Source organism: Microcystis sp. 0824, from assembly GCF_003112475.1.
GTDB lineage: Bacteria > Cyanobacteriota > Cyanobacteriia > Cyanobacteriales > Microcystaceae > Microcystis > Microcystis aeruginosa_C.
In genome coordinates this window covers 137819-153215 of the sequence record NZ_BDSM01000019.1, presented here as the reverse complement: position 1 = coordinate 153215, position 15397 = coordinate 137819, and the positions used below count along the sequence as shown (strand labels likewise).

The 15397-nt window shown below is 44.0% G+C and carries 13 protein-coding genes, 1 tRNA gene and 1 pseudogene; 9 read left to right on the top strand and 6 right to left on the bottom strand.

The annotated features are described in order from the left end of the window. Positions 1-3: 3 nt before the first annotated feature. Complete coding sequence (locus N0824_RS07395; protein WP_233256378.1) at positions 4-501, bottom strand: DUF2335 domain-containing protein; 498 nt, start codon at positions 499-501, stop codon at positions 4-6. Between the two features lie 513 nt (positions 502-1014). Here N0824_RS07395 and N0824_RS07385 point away from each other — a divergent pair. Both N0824_RS07385 and N0824_RS21855 read left to right on the top strand, forming a co-directional pair. Beyond that, a complete protein-coding gene (locus N0824_RS07385) occupies positions 1015-1521 on the top strand; it encodes a hypothetical protein (RefSeq protein WP_108936294.1) in 507 nt (168 codons plus the stop codon). A gap of 135 nt (positions 1522-1656) precedes the next feature. Further along, a pseudogene (locus N0824_RS21855) lies at positions 1657-1799 on the top strand (type II toxin-antitoxin system HicB family antitoxin); the annotation flags it as partial. A gap of 38 nt (positions 1800-1837) precedes the next feature. Here the strand turns inward: N0824_RS21855 and N0824_RS07380 are convergent. Further along, complete coding sequence (locus N0824_RS07380) at positions 1838-3037, bottom strand: hypothetical protein (protein WP_108936293.1); 1200 nt, start codon at positions 3035-3037, stop codon at positions 1838-1840. 55 nt (positions 3038-3092) lie between these two features. On the opposite strand from N0824_RS07380, the gene N0824_RS07375 reads away from it, so the two are divergent. The 3 genes from N0824_RS07375 (at position 3093) to N0824_RS07365 (ending at position 7163) form a co-directional block, all read left to right on the top strand. Then, a complete protein-coding gene (locus N0824_RS07375) occupies positions 3093-3800 on the top strand; it encodes a Crp/Fnr family transcriptional regulator (protein WP_108936292.1) in 708 nt (235 codons plus the stop codon). 144 nt (positions 3801-3944) lie between these two features. Further along, the gene (gene cutA, locus N0824_RS07370) at positions 3945-4283 is read left to right on the top strand and encodes a divalent-cation tolerance protein CutA (RefSeq protein WP_108936291.1); all 339 of its coding nucleotides are present in this window, start codon (positions 3945-3947) and stop codon (positions 4281-4283) included. A 174-nt stretch (positions 4284-4457) separates the two neighbouring features. Next, positions 4458-7163 carry a phycobilisome rod-core linker polypeptide gene (locus N0824_RS07365; RefSeq protein ID WP_108936290.1) on the top strand — a complete coding sequence of 902 codons (2706 nt, stop codon included), beginning with the start codon at positions 4458-4460 and terminating at the stop codon, positions 7161-7163. 69 nt (positions 7164-7232) lie between these two features. Here N0824_RS07365 and N0824_RS07360 read toward each other — a convergent pair whose 3' ends face one another. Next, positions 7233-7628, bottom strand: coding sequence for a gamma-glutamyltransferase (locus N0824_RS07360; RefSeq protein ID WP_233256381.1), 396 nt, complete (start codon positions 7626-7628; stop codon positions 7233-7235). A 173-nt stretch (positions 7629-7801) separates the two neighbouring features. Continuing rightward, positions 7802-8884 carry a DEAD/DEAH box helicase family protein gene (locus N0824_RS07355; protein WP_233256377.1) on the bottom strand — a complete coding sequence of 361 codons (1083 nt, stop codon included), beginning with the start codon at positions 8882-8884 and terminating at the stop codon, positions 7802-7804. A gap of 948 nt (positions 8885-9832) precedes the next feature. Here N0824_RS07355 and N0824_RS07345 point away from each other — a divergent pair. Then, positions 9833-10213, top strand: a complete 381-nt coding sequence (locus N0824_RS07345) for a DUF1830 domain-containing protein (protein WP_108936288.1) — start codon at positions 9833-9835, stop codon at positions 10211-10213. A gap of 8 nt (positions 10214-10221) precedes the next feature. On the opposite strand, the gene N0824_RS07340 is transcribed toward N0824_RS07345, so the two are convergent. Beyond that, entirely contained in the window at positions 10222-12849 is a 2628-nt protein-coding gene (locus N0824_RS07340) for a chloride channel protein (protein WP_108936287.1), read from the bottom strand. A gap of 547 nt (positions 12850-13396) precedes the next feature. On the opposite strand from N0824_RS07340, the gene N0824_RS07335 reads away from it, so the two are divergent. Continuing rightward, a complete protein-coding gene (locus N0824_RS07335; protein ID WP_108936286.1) occupies positions 13397-13900 on the top strand; it encodes a DUF3122 domain-containing protein in 504 nt (167 codons plus the stop codon). 135 nt (positions 13901-14035) lie between these two features. Here the strand turns inward: N0824_RS07335 and N0824_RS07330 are convergent, their stop codons facing one another. After that, a complete protein-coding gene (locus N0824_RS07330) occupies positions 14036-14422 on the bottom strand; it encodes a DUF4359 domain-containing protein (protein WP_108936285.1) in 387 nt (128 codons plus the stop codon). Between the two features lie 102 nt (positions 14423-14524). Between N0824_RS07330 and N0824_RS07325 the strand changes: the two genes are divergently transcribed. Beyond that, positions 14525-14597: transfer RNA gene (locus N0824_RS07325), tRNA-His, on the top strand. A gap of 277 nt (positions 14598-14874) precedes the next feature. Next, on the top strand, positions 14875-15309 hold the full coding sequence (locus N0824_RS07320; RefSeq protein ID WP_108936284.1) for a hypothetical protein: 435 nt from the start codon (positions 14875-14877) through the stop codon (positions 15307-15309). Positions 15310-15397 lie beyond the last annotated feature (88 nt).

The following is a 15397-nucleotide window of genomic DNA, read 5'->3' as shown; positions in this document are numbered from 1 at the left end:
GAATCACTTGTCTTGATCATCTTGTTGGGACTGAATTCTTCTCTCTTTATCCCCTGTAACAAAAACCGTCACCAAACCTGTTAAAGTACCCGCACTCATAATTCCAGATGCCCAAACTTTATCATTAATCCCCAGATAAATAGAGCCACCTAAACCAACTATCGCAATCGTAAAACCGGCAATTTGTCCAAGATAAGAGCGGATATTATCGTTTTTTACCAGTTCTGTTTCTATCTTTCTTCGATGTTCACCTTCTTTCTCCGTCATAGACAAAATCCGATCAGCATTACCAGGCAAAACTTCTTCATATCCTTTTAGAATTGTTGGATGAGGAATCGGGCCAGAGAAGGTTATGCTTTTGTTTATTCGTCTCAGGAGAATCGAGATTTTAGTTGACTGATCAATAGTCTCATCTTCTAATATTTCATCTATGGACTCTAAAGGTCTTTCAACTAGCTCACTATTATCCTGGTCTTCTGACTTTTTACTTTCGTCGGACATTTTAAGACAACTTTCCCCCATATTCACAAATGGCATTGTAAATATCTAATCCTGTCTTCATCCAATCAGACTGAATTGCGGCAGCGTCTGGGTTCAAATGTACTTTTTTGCCCACACGAACACGACAACGATAATCTAGATTGGCACGATAAGTCCCCCCTATATCTAGAACAGAGACCAGACCATCCATAAAGTACCGTCTAGGAATAGAGTAATTTTGGGAAGAAATGTCACGATAGTATTTTTTTACCATAACACCCTCGTTTAAGTTATGCCTACCCCTTTATTCTAGCATTTTATCATAGCAATTTTTTGAATTTATAAGAAATTATCACACTTAACCCATTTTTTACAGTTACAACACATAGCCACTACATTCGTACTATTAATGATCAAGGCAATTGACCGACCTTATCATTAAATCTTGACAAATATAAGTTTAAATTATAGCTATTGCGCCCTAAGAGCGATAATATTTAATATTAACCAGATTTATACCAAAGATAAATCATTATGGAAAACGTCACAGAAACTCCCCTTTTATCCCCCAAAGGAACTTTTCCTGCCACTGTCGTTAAGGTTATTGACGACTATAAATTAGTAATGAATAGAGGTGAACAGAACGGAATTCGAGAAGGTCAAAGAATGATGGTTTATCGTATCGATGACGAAGAAATATTAGATCCGCATACTGGCGAATCTTTAGGGTTTCTCGAATTAGTAAGAGGTACGGGAAGAATTATTTTTGTTCAAGATAAAATATCTATTATAGAATCAGACAAAAAGCCAGACATAGATTTAAATAAACTTTCTTATTTGATCGTAGAATATTTGCATAAACCTAGAGAATTGTCTGAATTATCTTATATCCCTCCCTTGACTCCTTCTGGAATTGAATACTTAGCCAAGAAAGAGTTACAATCAAAAAGAGAAAGAGAGTTAAAATCAATGATTGATAAATTAGGAGAAAGACTACCGTTTGAAAATCCTCAAGTTGGCGATCTAGTCAAGCCTATTTAATCGTTATAATCAAAAATTAGTCCAGTTGTGCATTTTATTCAGCAAAAAAAGGATTAAGAGGGTTTCTGTCGGGTTGTCGGGTTTCGTAGCCTCAACCCGACCTACTAATTTACTACCATTTTTGTCTAGGAAAAACTAATTCCCGATTTACCCGGATGTATGACTCATAGTAAAACTTTAGAGGAAGGGATTATTAATATTGAAGAAGCGAGCGAATTTGGATAGAGACAGTTTATTTTAGTGATAAAAAAGATATTCCCATGTTTTCTAAAAGATAAAAAAATATCCCCGTAAATTGTTGCGGCGATGCGATTTTTTAAGCATTATTGACCTTCTGACCTCTGAGAGCGGAAAATAAACAGAGACGACCCAAACCCATGATTGCTGGTGAGAAGGTCTCTTGGTTGGGGGCTTCTAGATTGCATCCAGCAAATTCTTGCTGAATTTCTGTTAAGAAATAGGGCCAAATAGTCAAGAAAAAATTACCGCTAAAAATTATTCGATCGATATCTTTAAGACTTTTTTGCTGTTTTTCTAACAAATCATTAACTTTTTGTCTTAAATTATCTAGATATGGTGCAATCACCTTCTTATTTAAATCCCTACGACTGACCGTCCAAGTATGACCGGCTAGAGAGGAGGTAAATTCGCTTTCTTCTTGCAGGATTAATTTGGTTAATCTAGCGGCTGCCAGTAAAGATTTTTTTAAGGGATTAGTATCGGTGAGATCGGAGGGAGAAAGCGGCAAAAAAGAACGCCAGAGAGGATAAATTAACTGAGAGAGTATGGCCTGTTCATAGGTGTTTTCCCCGTAGTTAAAATGGCTCAGAGCGATCGCTTGACGGGATAAAGAGCAAGTTTGCGGTGGGACTTCCAGCAGCGCTAAAGTGGTAGTCTCTCGTTTACCTTCGATAACAAGTAGGGTTTGGGGTTGAGGTTGGTCGCTAGTGGGAATATAGGCTAGGGCAGTAGCGATCGCTGTTTCCAGACTAGAGAGGCGATCGGAGGGTATTAGTTGCGCTCTGAGAAGGGCTTTTTTTAGGTCATCCGTGGGGGTTTCCCCGTCATCGGTAATAATGATAGCTTCTAATCGCTCTAAGGCTTCCCAGAGCCAAGAATCGGTGCTAAAATCCCGATTAGATAGCCAGTTAATTAGATATTCTTCCAACTGAGAGCAGGGTAAGAGATCACTTGTTCCCGTTGCCAGACTCCAAGAAAGAGGATAAAAATCGATCAGTCCTTGGCTTTCCCGAAAAAAAACGATTTTCACCCCTGGTGGTTGTACCTCCATTCCCAGGGACCAACGGGCAACTTCTGGGGTTTGATTGGGGAATAATACGGGAGAAAGAAGTGCTTTGGCCGATTCTAAATGTTGACGAGTGGCAATAATTGTCTCGCAAGTAACTTCTTGCGGGTTAACTAGAGATGAAATTACCTTGGCAAGAATCAGATCGATCTCGGTCAGTAGGGAGGAAAAATCCTGTTTATCGGTCACTAGATAAATAAAAATACCCACAACTGTCTATTGTAGAATCACCTACTTAAAACGAACAAAATTTAAATATTAAACCATGGAAGAAAAACGCTATCCCGCGGAAAAATCAGCAGAAATTCAAAAATTATTGGATACAGCCAGTTTACTGGTCGGTTTATCGCCTGAAACCCTCGATCGAGTTACTTCTCATGTTGTCACCCGGACTCATCCCGCTAATCGGGCAATTCTATTAGAAAATGATTGGGGTGGTTCGGTTTACTTTATTCTGGATGGTTGGGTGAAAATTCGTACTTACAATATGGATGGCAAAGAAGTCACCTTAAATATCATCGGTAAAGGGGAAATAGTCGGAGAAATGGCCGCTTTAGAAGAATCTCCCCGCTCCACTGATGCTATCACCTTAACCACGGCCACAATTAGCAGTATTCCCGCCCAAGATTTTGTTAATCTGCTCAAATCGGAGCCTTTAGCGGGAATTCGTCTTTCTCAGTTAATGGCCAAGCGTTTGCGTCAGCTTAACCGGCGTTTACGTTTGCGCGAGGCCGATAGTCTCTCCAGAGTCGCCGATACTTTACTCTTTTTAGCCGAAGGTCAAGGAGAAAAAAGCGGCCAGGGTGCGATAATTCCTAATTTACCTCACCGGGAATTGAGTAGTATTAGTGGCCTGGCCCGGGAAACCGTGACCCGATCCTTGACCAAATTGGAGAAAAAAGGCCTGATTCAACGACAGCAGGAATCTCTCTGTATTCCCGATCTGGCCGCTTTAGAAAAAGTGATCACCTAAATTCAGTTATCAGTGATCAGTTATCGGTTATCGGTTATCATACTAAATCCAGTTATTAAAGACTGATTATCTATTCCTCCTATTGCCTGTTGCCTGTTGCCTTTTCCCTATCTTCACTAGGAAATTTATTTTGCACGACTACTTATGACTGAAAAATTAACCGGTTTTGGAGTGGTGCTGGTGACAACGGCCAGCGAAACGGAAGCGGAACACCTGGCGATCGCCTTACTTAATGATCGCCTGGCCGCTTGTGTGAGTATTTACCCGATTCGTTCCATTTATCGTTGGCAGGGACAGATTGAAAACGAGCGCGAATGGCAATTAGCGATCAAAACCGATTTAAAGCAGTTTGAGCAGTTATCGGCGAAGATACAGGAACTGCATAGCTATGCCGTCCCGGAAATCATCGCTTTACCTCTTGTTGCGGGTTCTCAGACCTATTTAGACTGGTTAGCCTCCCATACAGGTGGGGTGTCAGAATAGACCAATCGGCAACTTTAGCGAAAAAAATCTATATAATTCTTAATAAACTATCTCAGGAAGCGCAAAAAGTTTTAATCTAGATGCTGATTAAATTTTTAAACATCTGGTTTTAAGACCGATCGCCTCCACGATTGGAGAACTCAGCACATCGTCAAGGGAGATAGTTAAAATCCAATGAGTCTTAAGGCAAGCGGTGGCAGCTCCTTAGCGCGTCCCCAACTCTATCAAACCGTCCCAGTATCTGCCATTACCCAAGCAGAACAACAAGACCGCTTTCTCGATAAACCCGAACTCAATGAACTGATCGCCTACTTCCAATCGGGGAGCAAGCGCTTAGATATTGCCCAAACGCTCACCCGGAACTCCGATCTGATCGTCTCACGGGCAGCTAACCGGATTTTTACCGGTGGTTCACCCATGGCCTACCTAGAAAAACCCCCCGTGGAAGAATTGGCCCTGGTGGGTGCGGGTAAAGTGATCAACGTCCAGGAAGGGATGAAATTAGGAACCGTTACCTACGCGGAAAGCGGCTCTGGTGGCGGTGGTGGCTTCCTCGGTGGCTTAAAGGGGATTTTCGCCTCTAGCGGCCCAATTCCCCCCGGATTCCGACCGATTAACGTCTCTCGTTACGGTCCGAGCAATATGCAGAAGTCCCTGCGGGATTTATCCTGGTTCCTGCGTTATATTACATACGCGATCGTGGCTGGTGATACCAGTATCCTGATCGTTAATACCCGCGGTTTAAGGGAAGTTCTCGAAAATGCCTGTTCCATTGATGCCACCATCGTGGCCCTACAGGAAATGCGGGCCGCTTCGATCGAGTATTTCCAAAGAGACAAGGATGCGGCCACTTTAATCAGTGACTATTTCAATATCCTACTAGGGGAATTAAAAGCCCCCACCCCCGCTAATAAACTGCGTCAGCGTCCCAGTAGTGACCAACAGGGTTTAAGTCTTCCCCAAAGCTACTACAATGGCGCCGAAAAACGGCAAAAGTTTGTCATGAAAACCGGTTTATCGGAGTCGGAAAAATCTTCGATTATCAAGGCCGCCTACAGACAAATTTTTGAACGGGACATCACCCGCGCCTATAGTCAGTCCATTTCTGACCTAGAATCGAAGGTGAAAAACGGCGACATCTCGATGAAAGAATTTGTCCGTCGTCTCGGTAAATCGCCTCTCTACCGCAAACAGTTCTTTGAACCTTTTATCAATAGTCGCGCCCTAGAATTGGCTTTCCGTCATTTCCTCGGTCGCGGTCCTTCCTCCCGGGAAGAAGTACAGAAATACTTCTCGATCGTCTCTAGCGGCGGTTTAGCGGCGTTAATCGATGCTTTAGTCGATTCTCAAGAGTATTCCGACTATTTCGGCGAAGAAACCGTTCCCTATCTCCGGGGTTTGGGTGCAGAAGCGCAGGAATGTCGCAACTGGGGGATGCAGATCGACCTGTTTAACTACAGCGCACCTTTCCGCAAAGTTCCCCAATTTATCACCACCTTTGCTAAATACGATCGCCCCTTACCAGATCAGCACGTTTACGGTTCCGGAAATGACCCCTTAGAAATCCAATTTGGGGCAATTTTCCCGAAAGAAACCCGCGAACCTAGTTCTAGTCCCGCTCCCTTCGGTAAAGATAGCAAACGTATCCTCATCCACCGCGGACCTGCTACTAATAACCAAAATAGTAACCCCAGCGCCCGAGGTGAATTCCCGGGTACTTTGGGACCGAAAGTTTTTCGTCTCAATAACGAGTTACCCGGTTCTAGCAATGGGGTGAGCGTTAAATTTGGTGAAAGTTCCACCCAAAGAGTGATTTTAGCGGCTTATCGTCAGGTTTTCGGTCGAATGCCCTACGAAGGTCAGCGTTTATCCGTGGCCGAGATTAAGCTAGAAAATGGCGATATTACTCTGCGCGAGTTTATCAAAACCCTAGCTAAATCCGAGGCTTTCCGGAAAATCTACTGGACTCCTCTCTATGTGGTGAAAGCGATCGAATATATTCACCGTCGTCTGCTCGGTCGTCCCACCTACGGTCGTCAGGAAATGAATCAATACTTCGATATCTGCTCGAAAAAAGGCTTCTATGCTTTAATCGATGCTCTGATCGATAGTCCTGAATATACGGAAGCTTTTGGCGAAGATACGGTTCCCTACGAGCGCTATCTAACTCCCCAAGGGATGCAGTTACGGATGGTGCGTTTGGGTAATCTCCGCGAAGATATCGGCCAAAGAGTTGATAAAGAGGAAACCCCGCGCTTTATTGAATTGGGTACACCTTCGGTCTCGATTCGCACTGAACCCGATATTCAATCTCGTGTCGGTCAAGGTGTCACGGTTCAACGGGAACAAACTAAGATCTTTAAACTGTTAACTAATCTCGATAAAGTTGCCGTACAAAATACTGTTCGCGCTGCCTATCGTCAGATTTTTGAACGGGATCTCGAACCCTATATCATCAATGCCGAATTTACTGCTTTAGAGAGTAAATTAAGCAATGCTGAGATCACGGTGAAAGAGTTTATTGAGGGTTTAGGTGGTTCGGATCTTTACCTGAAAGAATTCTATGCTCCCTATCCGAATACGAAAGTAATTGAATTGGGAACCAAGCACTTCTTAGGTCGCGCTCCCTTGAATCAAAAAGAAATCCAGAAATATAACCAAATTCTGGCAACTCAAGGATTAAAAGCCTTTATCGGTGCCATGGTTAATAGCATGGAATACCTACAATTATTTGGTGAAGATACGGTTCCCTATCGTCGTTTCCCGACTCTACCGGCCGCTAATTTCCCCAATACGGAACGCTTATACAATAAGCTGACTAAACAGGATAGTGAACTGGTTGTCCCCAGTTTTAAACCAGTAGTTAAGGTCGGTGGCTAATTAGTCTTTGAAGTTAGTTAATTTAGCTCGTGTTTAACACGAGCTTTTTTTTAGTTTAGTATCCTAAAGCTAACCCATCGGACAGAGGTTCGCAATTTGCCGGATAATTTGACCCTTGCCAAAATGGGAGGAATCTGCGATCGCCACCTGATGGACTCTGGGGGTTAATCCGGGCAGTAATTCGGGGGCTGCACCCCTTTCTAAAAGTACGCTGTTTCCCCGTAAAAATCGCCATCTAGGGGCATCAAGGGCGGTTTGAGGATTGAAATGATGGTCAACCATGTTTACCGCCATTTGTCGGGGGCTTTGGGGTTGCATCGGCGCGCCCATCACTCCCATGGGGCCAAAAGTGCCATCATCCCAACGGAGAAAACTGGGGATAATCAGATGAAAAGGGCGTTTAGCGGGGGTAATGGGGTTAGGATGACCGAATTCGAGGCTAAAACCACTAGCACGGTTAGGCAGGGCGATTCCCGTCTGGGGGACTAAAATACCACTGGCAAAACCCTGATAATTAGACCTCTTGCAAAAGTCTTAAGTCGATCCTTGTACAGCAACATTTTTGAAGATTATCAACTACTAATAAATAATTAACTGAAAGTCCCTCCCATTATTGTTTCTATCGTTTGTTTTCGGATTTATCCAAGAGGTCTATTTTCATGGAAAAAGGCAAATGTCCGCACGTCGGGAGTGGCGGTTAAACCAATCAGAAAAGCGTCGAAATATAATAAAACCTGTTGCCAAACGTTGTAAATCGAGCGATGACACTCATCGATGACGATAAAATCGAAGAATTCAAGAGGAACTTTCGGATTATAGACCACGGGGACCGGTTGTTTCCCTTGTACTAATTCATTCGGGTTGGTTTGTTCGGCAGCCTCATCAAGACTTTCGCCTTTAAGGATAGAATACAGTCTTTGAATGGTTGAGATGCAGACCTGAGCATCTTTGGCCAGATAACTGGAGGATAATCGCTGAACGTTGTAAAGTTCGGTGAATTTGCGGTTATCATCATTGGGAACAAAATTCATAAACTCCCCTTCAGCTTGTTCTCCTAAGTTTTTGGTATCGACTAGAAATAACACCCGTTTGGCATCGGCAAACTTTAGGAGGCGATAAATAGCGGTAATAGCGGTGAAGGTTTTGCCGCTTCCCGTGGCCATCTGCAGCAAGGCCCGGGGAAAATTTCGCTTAAAGGAGGCTTCTAAGTTGGTAATAGCTTTAATTTGACATTCTCTTAGTCCATTCGGGTCAAGGGGGGGGATATCTTGCAGTTTATCCCGCAAGCTTTTGGGTTTATCTCGCCATTCTTGCAGGGTTTCGGGTTGGTGAAAGGAAAAAACAAGACGGGAACGAGGTTTCGGGTCGCGGCGATTGGTAAAGCGCGTCAGCTTGCCTGTGCTTTCGTAAATAAAGTTAAGGGGCTGGTTATTGATATATTTCAGCTTACTATTAGCGTATTTGTTGGATTGTTCCTCCGCCACCGTTAAGTACAAGCCTTTTTCCTCTCGTTTGGCCTCAATAATACCGACGGGTTCTCTATCCACAAACAGGACATAATCAGCGAATCCGCTATCGGTTGGATATTCCCTGATAGCCACCCCTAAACTAGCATTGAAGTGGATGTCTTTTTTATCTTGGATAGACCATCCCGCTTGACGCAATTGTTCGTCAATCAGTTCACGGGATTGGTTTTCTGGGGTTTGATTGCTGGAAGGCATGGTTAGCAAATTTGGCGCGATAAGCTGACTAATTTAACAGCAAATGTCAATATTTATCTTTATCTAAGCAGATTTTAGAAAGTTTTTTTTATCTTAATATTAATTATCAGTGGTCGGAGATAAGGTCTTAAGAAATGTCAATTATCGCTATTCTTACTGACCCTCAATAAATTAAAATCAGATCATAAATGCGATCGCTTGCTCAATTCTCGATGATTAATCTAGAGGCTAAAATCAGCAACTGAGACAATTAACCTTTTTCCAGCTACCGAGTTTAGGTGGTAAGCTGTTGACTATAGCATTTCTGATTCACACGAGGTACATTCTCGATCCTGAACAGCTTAATCAGCAAAGGTTTAACTGTGCCGCACAGATGCGAGAAACGCTATATCTAAATTACTCGTTAAGACTGTCTATGAGCAGGGAGCAGGGAGAGGCAGTTCGAGCATTTGTACTAAAATTCTCAATACGCAGTTTAAATGCAGTACAGCTTAGTCCGCTAAACAGTAGTAAACTTGACAATGTTGTTGATATTGTTACCGAAAAAGATAGAATCAGAGAGCGCATACTTAGGGCTGGCTGAATAAATCTAAAAACCTTGTTGGGTAAGAATTTTAGACTTTTTGTCAATCAAAAAATACCAGATCTGGGAGTGAGCAGCGGGAAAATTCAGGTACTTTTTCCCTGAAAATTAGGATTGACCCTAAATAGCTGGGCAAAAAATCAAGAAAAACAGCAAAAAAGCGTAGTTTCCCCCTTGACAAATAGCCAAAACTAGGCATTAGTTAAATTTAATTATTTTTTAATAAAAACCGCTTTCTATCACCAGAAAAAGCTATCGGTAGATTTTTATCCGAGTAATGTAATCATCTTTACAGCTATCGGGGATCAAAGGATGTTACGGTGAAGGAGCGATGACAAACCCACTTTAAGATCACCCCAATTGCTATGGCACAGATTCTCGATCCCCTCCCCAACGGCAAGAAAAATAGTATTCTTTGTTGCTATGTCAATGCGACCAATCATATTCAAATTGTTCGCATCACCAATATTGCTAACTGGTATTTTGAAAGGGTGGTTTTCCCCGGGCAGCGTTTAGTATTTGAGACCCTAGCGGATGCTTTCTTAGAGATTCATACGGGGATGATGGCCAGTGCCATCCTTTCCGATAATATCCCCTGTGAACGCCTTTATATCAGCGATGGGGATGACGATGACTCCGATGGTCAACTGGACAGGGAAGTATTTTATCCCCATTCCCTAGAGGAAAGTCAAGGGGCCAAAATTGACAATACCGTACCCTTCGGTTTAAGTTTAGCTTCCGCCTAGCTAATAACCTACTCCGATAATTCCCCTCGCACGAGAATGACAGTGCAGTTAACGGCACGGGCAATCGTCGAGGGGATATTGCCATTTAAGAACTGATTGAGCAAACTTTCCCTAGATGCACCCAAAAGCACCAAAGAACAATCCTCCGATTCTACCAGATTAATTACCGCCTCGGCCGGAGAGGCCGAACGAATCGGTAAAGGCACAATCGGCTGTGCGATCGCTTTCTGTAAAGATGCTTGTAAAACTTCCAAAATAGACAGATCTGGCAGTAACTCCGTCGGAGAATAGATTTTACATAACCAAAGTTTGGGATAATCCGAAGACTCGGACAAAGACAGCAAACTAGGCAATAATCCTAAGGCGCGTTGGGCATTGGGACCGCCGGCGGTGGGAATCAGCCAAATCCTTTCCCGATTAGGATCGTTGGGAAAACAATCCTTTGTCCCTAATTTTACCAAGATGGTTTCACAGGGAGCTTGGGCGATCAAAGTATCGACTAAAAACCCAAAAATCGCCCCAGTAGTCGATTTTTCCCCCGTCCAACCCATAATTAATAAATTGCTGTGTCGTTCGCGAATCGTGGCTAAAATCCCGTCGGCGATATCCTGAGCCACCGAAATTTGTGTATGAACAGAGATATTCTGCTGTCGCGCTAATCTTTCCAAACGATGAAGTAATTTGCGTCCTTCCCGCGTATCCACCCGGACTTCCGCCGGAGAACTAAGACGAGGCACAGTAATCACATAGAGACAATCTATCTCATAATTGCGTTCACGGGCGATCGCAGCAGCAATTTTAAACAAAGCGGTAGCGGTGTCGGGATTGGCAATAGGTAACAAAATCCGGCCTATTCCCACAGCCGGAGAACGAGTTTGATAAACCACATAGGAAGGGGTACTGGGTTGGGGCAGTTGACAAACCCCCCCCAATTGATCAGCTTCCACCCGGATAATATCGGTGCGGGTGATGATCCCCACCAATTTTTGACCATCGGTAACGGGTAAACGGGAAAGCTGATAGCGATTTAACAGAAATAAAACATCGCTTAAAGCTGCCTGAGGAGCCACAGTAATCGGATTGGGAGTCATGATCTCCCGCAGGACGGTTTGACTGTTTTTTGATCGCCATTTATCCAGATCACTTTGGGTAAAAATCCCCAATAGTCGCCCCTGTTCCACCACGGGAAAACCGCGATGATGGGAACGGGACATAATTTTCACCACTTCCCCTAGGGGTAAATCTGCCGGCAGAATTTCCACCTGCGATTGCATCACATCTATAGCCGACAGATGGGCCAGCACATCATTAGCAGGGGTTTCCTCGTTGAGAATAATACCACTAGCGGAAAGTAAATGCTGATAGAGAGAACCGGGTAGAATGCTTTCGGCAGTGATATAAGAAACGGCACAGGTCAACATCAGGGGCAGCACAACATTAAAATTGTGATGCAGTTCAAAGACAATCACGATCGCCGTTACTGGAACCCTGACTACTCCCGTAAAAAAAGCCCCCATACCCGCTAAAGCATAACTAGGTTCGCTGCCGAAACCCATAATTTTCGTCTCGATTCCCCCCACCAGAAACCCCAAACAGGATCCCAACACCAAAGCGGGGGCGAGGAGTCCTCCAGGAGCGCCGGAACTGTAGGAGATCATCGTCAGGAAAAAATAGACCACAAAAGCGAGGGCGGTATTCTGCCAACTTAATTCCCCTGCCAGCAAAAATTCGCGTAAACCCGTATTATCTCGGAAAAAGTCGGGTAAAAAAGCCACTACCGTTCCCGATAAGCCACTGACCAGACCGATGCGCCAAGCTAAAGATAACCGCCAACGCCGCTGCATCTGGCTACAAAAAAGGATGCCTTGATTGAATAAAGCCCCCAATAAGCCAGCTAAAGCCCCTAAAAGGCAATAAATGGGTATTTCTTGGGCAGAGAAGCTAATATTGGCATATTCAGTGATGATCGAGGGGGTATTCTGCAGCATCATCGAAACCACGGCCCCGGTAAAGGAAGCCACGATCGCCGTTTCTAGGGTCATACTGGAAACATCGCGCATTAATTCCTCGATCACAAAGAGGACTCCGGCGATGGGAGTAGTAAAACCGGCCGCTAACCCGGCGGCTGCCCCGGCTGCGATCATCTGACGACGGTGATCGGGACTGGTGGGCAGCCAGACGCTTAATTGGGCCGCTAGGGCTGCTCCGATGTGTACCGTCGGGGCCCGACGACCAAGGGTTAAACCACCGCCAAGGATCAGGATCGCCCCGATCATTTTTACTAGGGCGACGCGCCAAGACAGGGGCAAAGGATATTTAGCTAGGGCCGCTTTTACTTGGGGAATACCACCCCCGGCGGCTGCGGGGGAGAAGTGTTCCACAATCCAACCGGCGCTGTAACCAAGCAGAAAACCGCCGAGGGGCAAAACCAGGAAAGGAGAGGAATTGGCTACTAGATGCACCCGCCAACCACCTAACCAACCGATGCCCAATTTCAGGATAATAGCGGCAAGGGCGGAGAGAATTCCGATTAAACAGGCGACCAGTAAAGCATAGCGACTATCGGTGGCGCTACGTCCGAAGTGTTGGGATTTAAACCACTGACGGAGGTTTTGGTGACGGGCAAAAAGTCCCATAATTATCAGGGAGAATCAAGGCAATGGCGGGGCGAGGATTTATTTCGGGTTCTGATTCCTCGTCTCTTTAATCATAGGCCGTTAAGTTCTGTAACCGTTCACCTTGTTTCTACCGGTGGACCCCATAGTAGTTTTTCGATCGATGGGCTAGGATCAAAGGTTGTCCCTGTCTTTGATCGGAGGATATAAAACTTGTCATTGATTGACCATATCTCTACAGTAGATCTATTTTGTGGGGCCGGGTGGCTAACCCATGGTTTTGAGAAAGCTGGACTCAAGGATATTCCTTTGTATCCTAATCAACTATTTTCTGTTTTTCGCTGATTTCTGTTCTGGCAAATTCATCGGGTTTGTTAGCCATCTCGAAGTTACTTGCAACTATCAATTTATCTAATCAATCAGACAATGTCTTTGCGGACAAAAGCCGCTCCACTTCCCTTGACAGCAGCTTTTTTTTGAATAATTAACTGTATAGTGATATAGTTATGTTAATTTAGCTCAAGTGCCGAAGCCTGTATCACATTTTTTAGCTAATGTCAATAAAGTTATGAAACGATTTCTATTATTATTTTGTGTTCTCGTCAGTTTTTTGCTATTTATTAGCCTTCAAATCGATTTTTCCTTGTCCGCACTAGCTATAACTCGACAACAGCTAGAAGGACCGGGGCAGCTGTTATATCAATCCCGTCATAGTTTGCGCGATGATACCGGTAGTCCTTGGCAGGTGGTGTTATTTAAACGAGTTAAAGATGGGGAAACGGTAGAAATTAGTTTGCGCTTGGTGGGATTTCCAGAGGGGATTGAGTTTCTTCACCCGGAAAGATTAACGATAACCACTGCTAAAGGTCAAATTTTAGCGGCTGAGGATGCTTTTGCCCAAGAATCACCCGCAGCTAACGTTGGTCAATACAAGATGCAGGATATCTTAGCGCAGCTACCCGTTACCGAAGTGATCGAGCTTTCCCTACCCCTAGACAATCCCCGCTCTCTCAGTATCCCGATTCCTGTACTTTTGGAATGGCAAAGTCTGCTTTTTTCCGTAAATGTTTGACTTTTTGGGTTAGGGTGAAAAATTGAGAATCACCTTGGGGCTGTTTGGTACTTTATCTGACTACAATGCCCAATTAGCAAAAGTTTCAGCTATCACCACTACAATACAATCAGTACCAAAATTCTAATTGTCTGACTACAGTTCTAAAGCTTCGTAGATGTATAATTTGTTCAAAAAACCGACGGTGCTGAAGTGATAACTAGGTAAAGGGGGAGGGAACGATAATTCCGTTTGATAAACGCTGAAAACGAGAAAATTCTTTCTAGATGTGTTAGTGGCGATCGCTTCTTGTAAGAAAGGATGACCCGTATCCACCAACATTTTACAGTAACCCCGCAAGAGAGACTGTACCTCGATGGAAGCTTGCGCCCGAGCGCAGACATTATCCTTAAGATAGCTAGTTAACCTCTGGGAGGCGTATTGTTCGTAATCTTGACGATTGGGATTAGTTGTCAGCAATATCCCCGCAATTCCCCCTAAAACCACTCCTAACACCATTCCCCCTAACCGCGCCAATTTCATAAGCTCTCAAATCATCACTCACTTACCCTAACCATAGCCCGAATTAGGATAAAAAACCCCTTGTCAACCATTCGTCTTGTGCTATACTTGAAAAGGTGTACGGCGAGCGTAGCCAAGTGGTTAAGGCAGTGGATTGTGGTTCCACCACTCGGGGGTTCGAGTCCCCTCGTTCGCCCTCTTTTCAAGACCCTCGATTTCAGGCTAGGCTAAAATTCGCACTAAATCAACGTCATTTTTGTAGTAGTTCTGATCGTCGTTTCTGACAACCTTCAACAGCAAAATAATATCTGGGGAGTTTAGCATCTAATCGATCAGATAGTGATGCCATTCAGACTTAAATTGACTTTTTAAATACAGCAACTTTTTCTGGAATGTAGTGATTAGGAAAAATTTAAGAAGACTTTCTCACCTAGCGCGAGCTTTTATATTAACCGATTAAGAGGATAATTACCGTGAAAACAGCGAAATATCCCGAAAAAATTGCCGCTCTCTGGACAACATTCCTCTTGGGAACCCTATTTCACACCCAACTGGGGTTAATGCCGCTTTTCCATGGTCAATCGATCGTCGAGAGTCATCAAACCAGCAATCTTGAGCCAATTTTCTGGGGAATGTTACTCTTTTTTTTGCTGCCAATGTTAGCGATTATCGGGGTCAATTTTAGTGAAAGTCGTTCCTTGAGAAAAACCCATTTCTGGCTGACAATTCTCTATTCTATCTTGAATTTAGCCCATCTGATCGCCGATCTTCTGGTCAGACCGATCGCCTGGTATCAAATCGCTCTCATGGCAATTTTATTGATCATCGGACTGATTTTAAATCTAGTTTCCTATCAATGGCTGCGGTTAGCGATCGCCCATCCGCACCATCTCTCGGAAAATCATTAGTAGTGCCAAGATCAAGAGGTGGCCGGTTGACTAACTGATTCACACAAGAGGATGCCTTTTGAGCTTAAGTTGGTGCTTATTAAAGCAA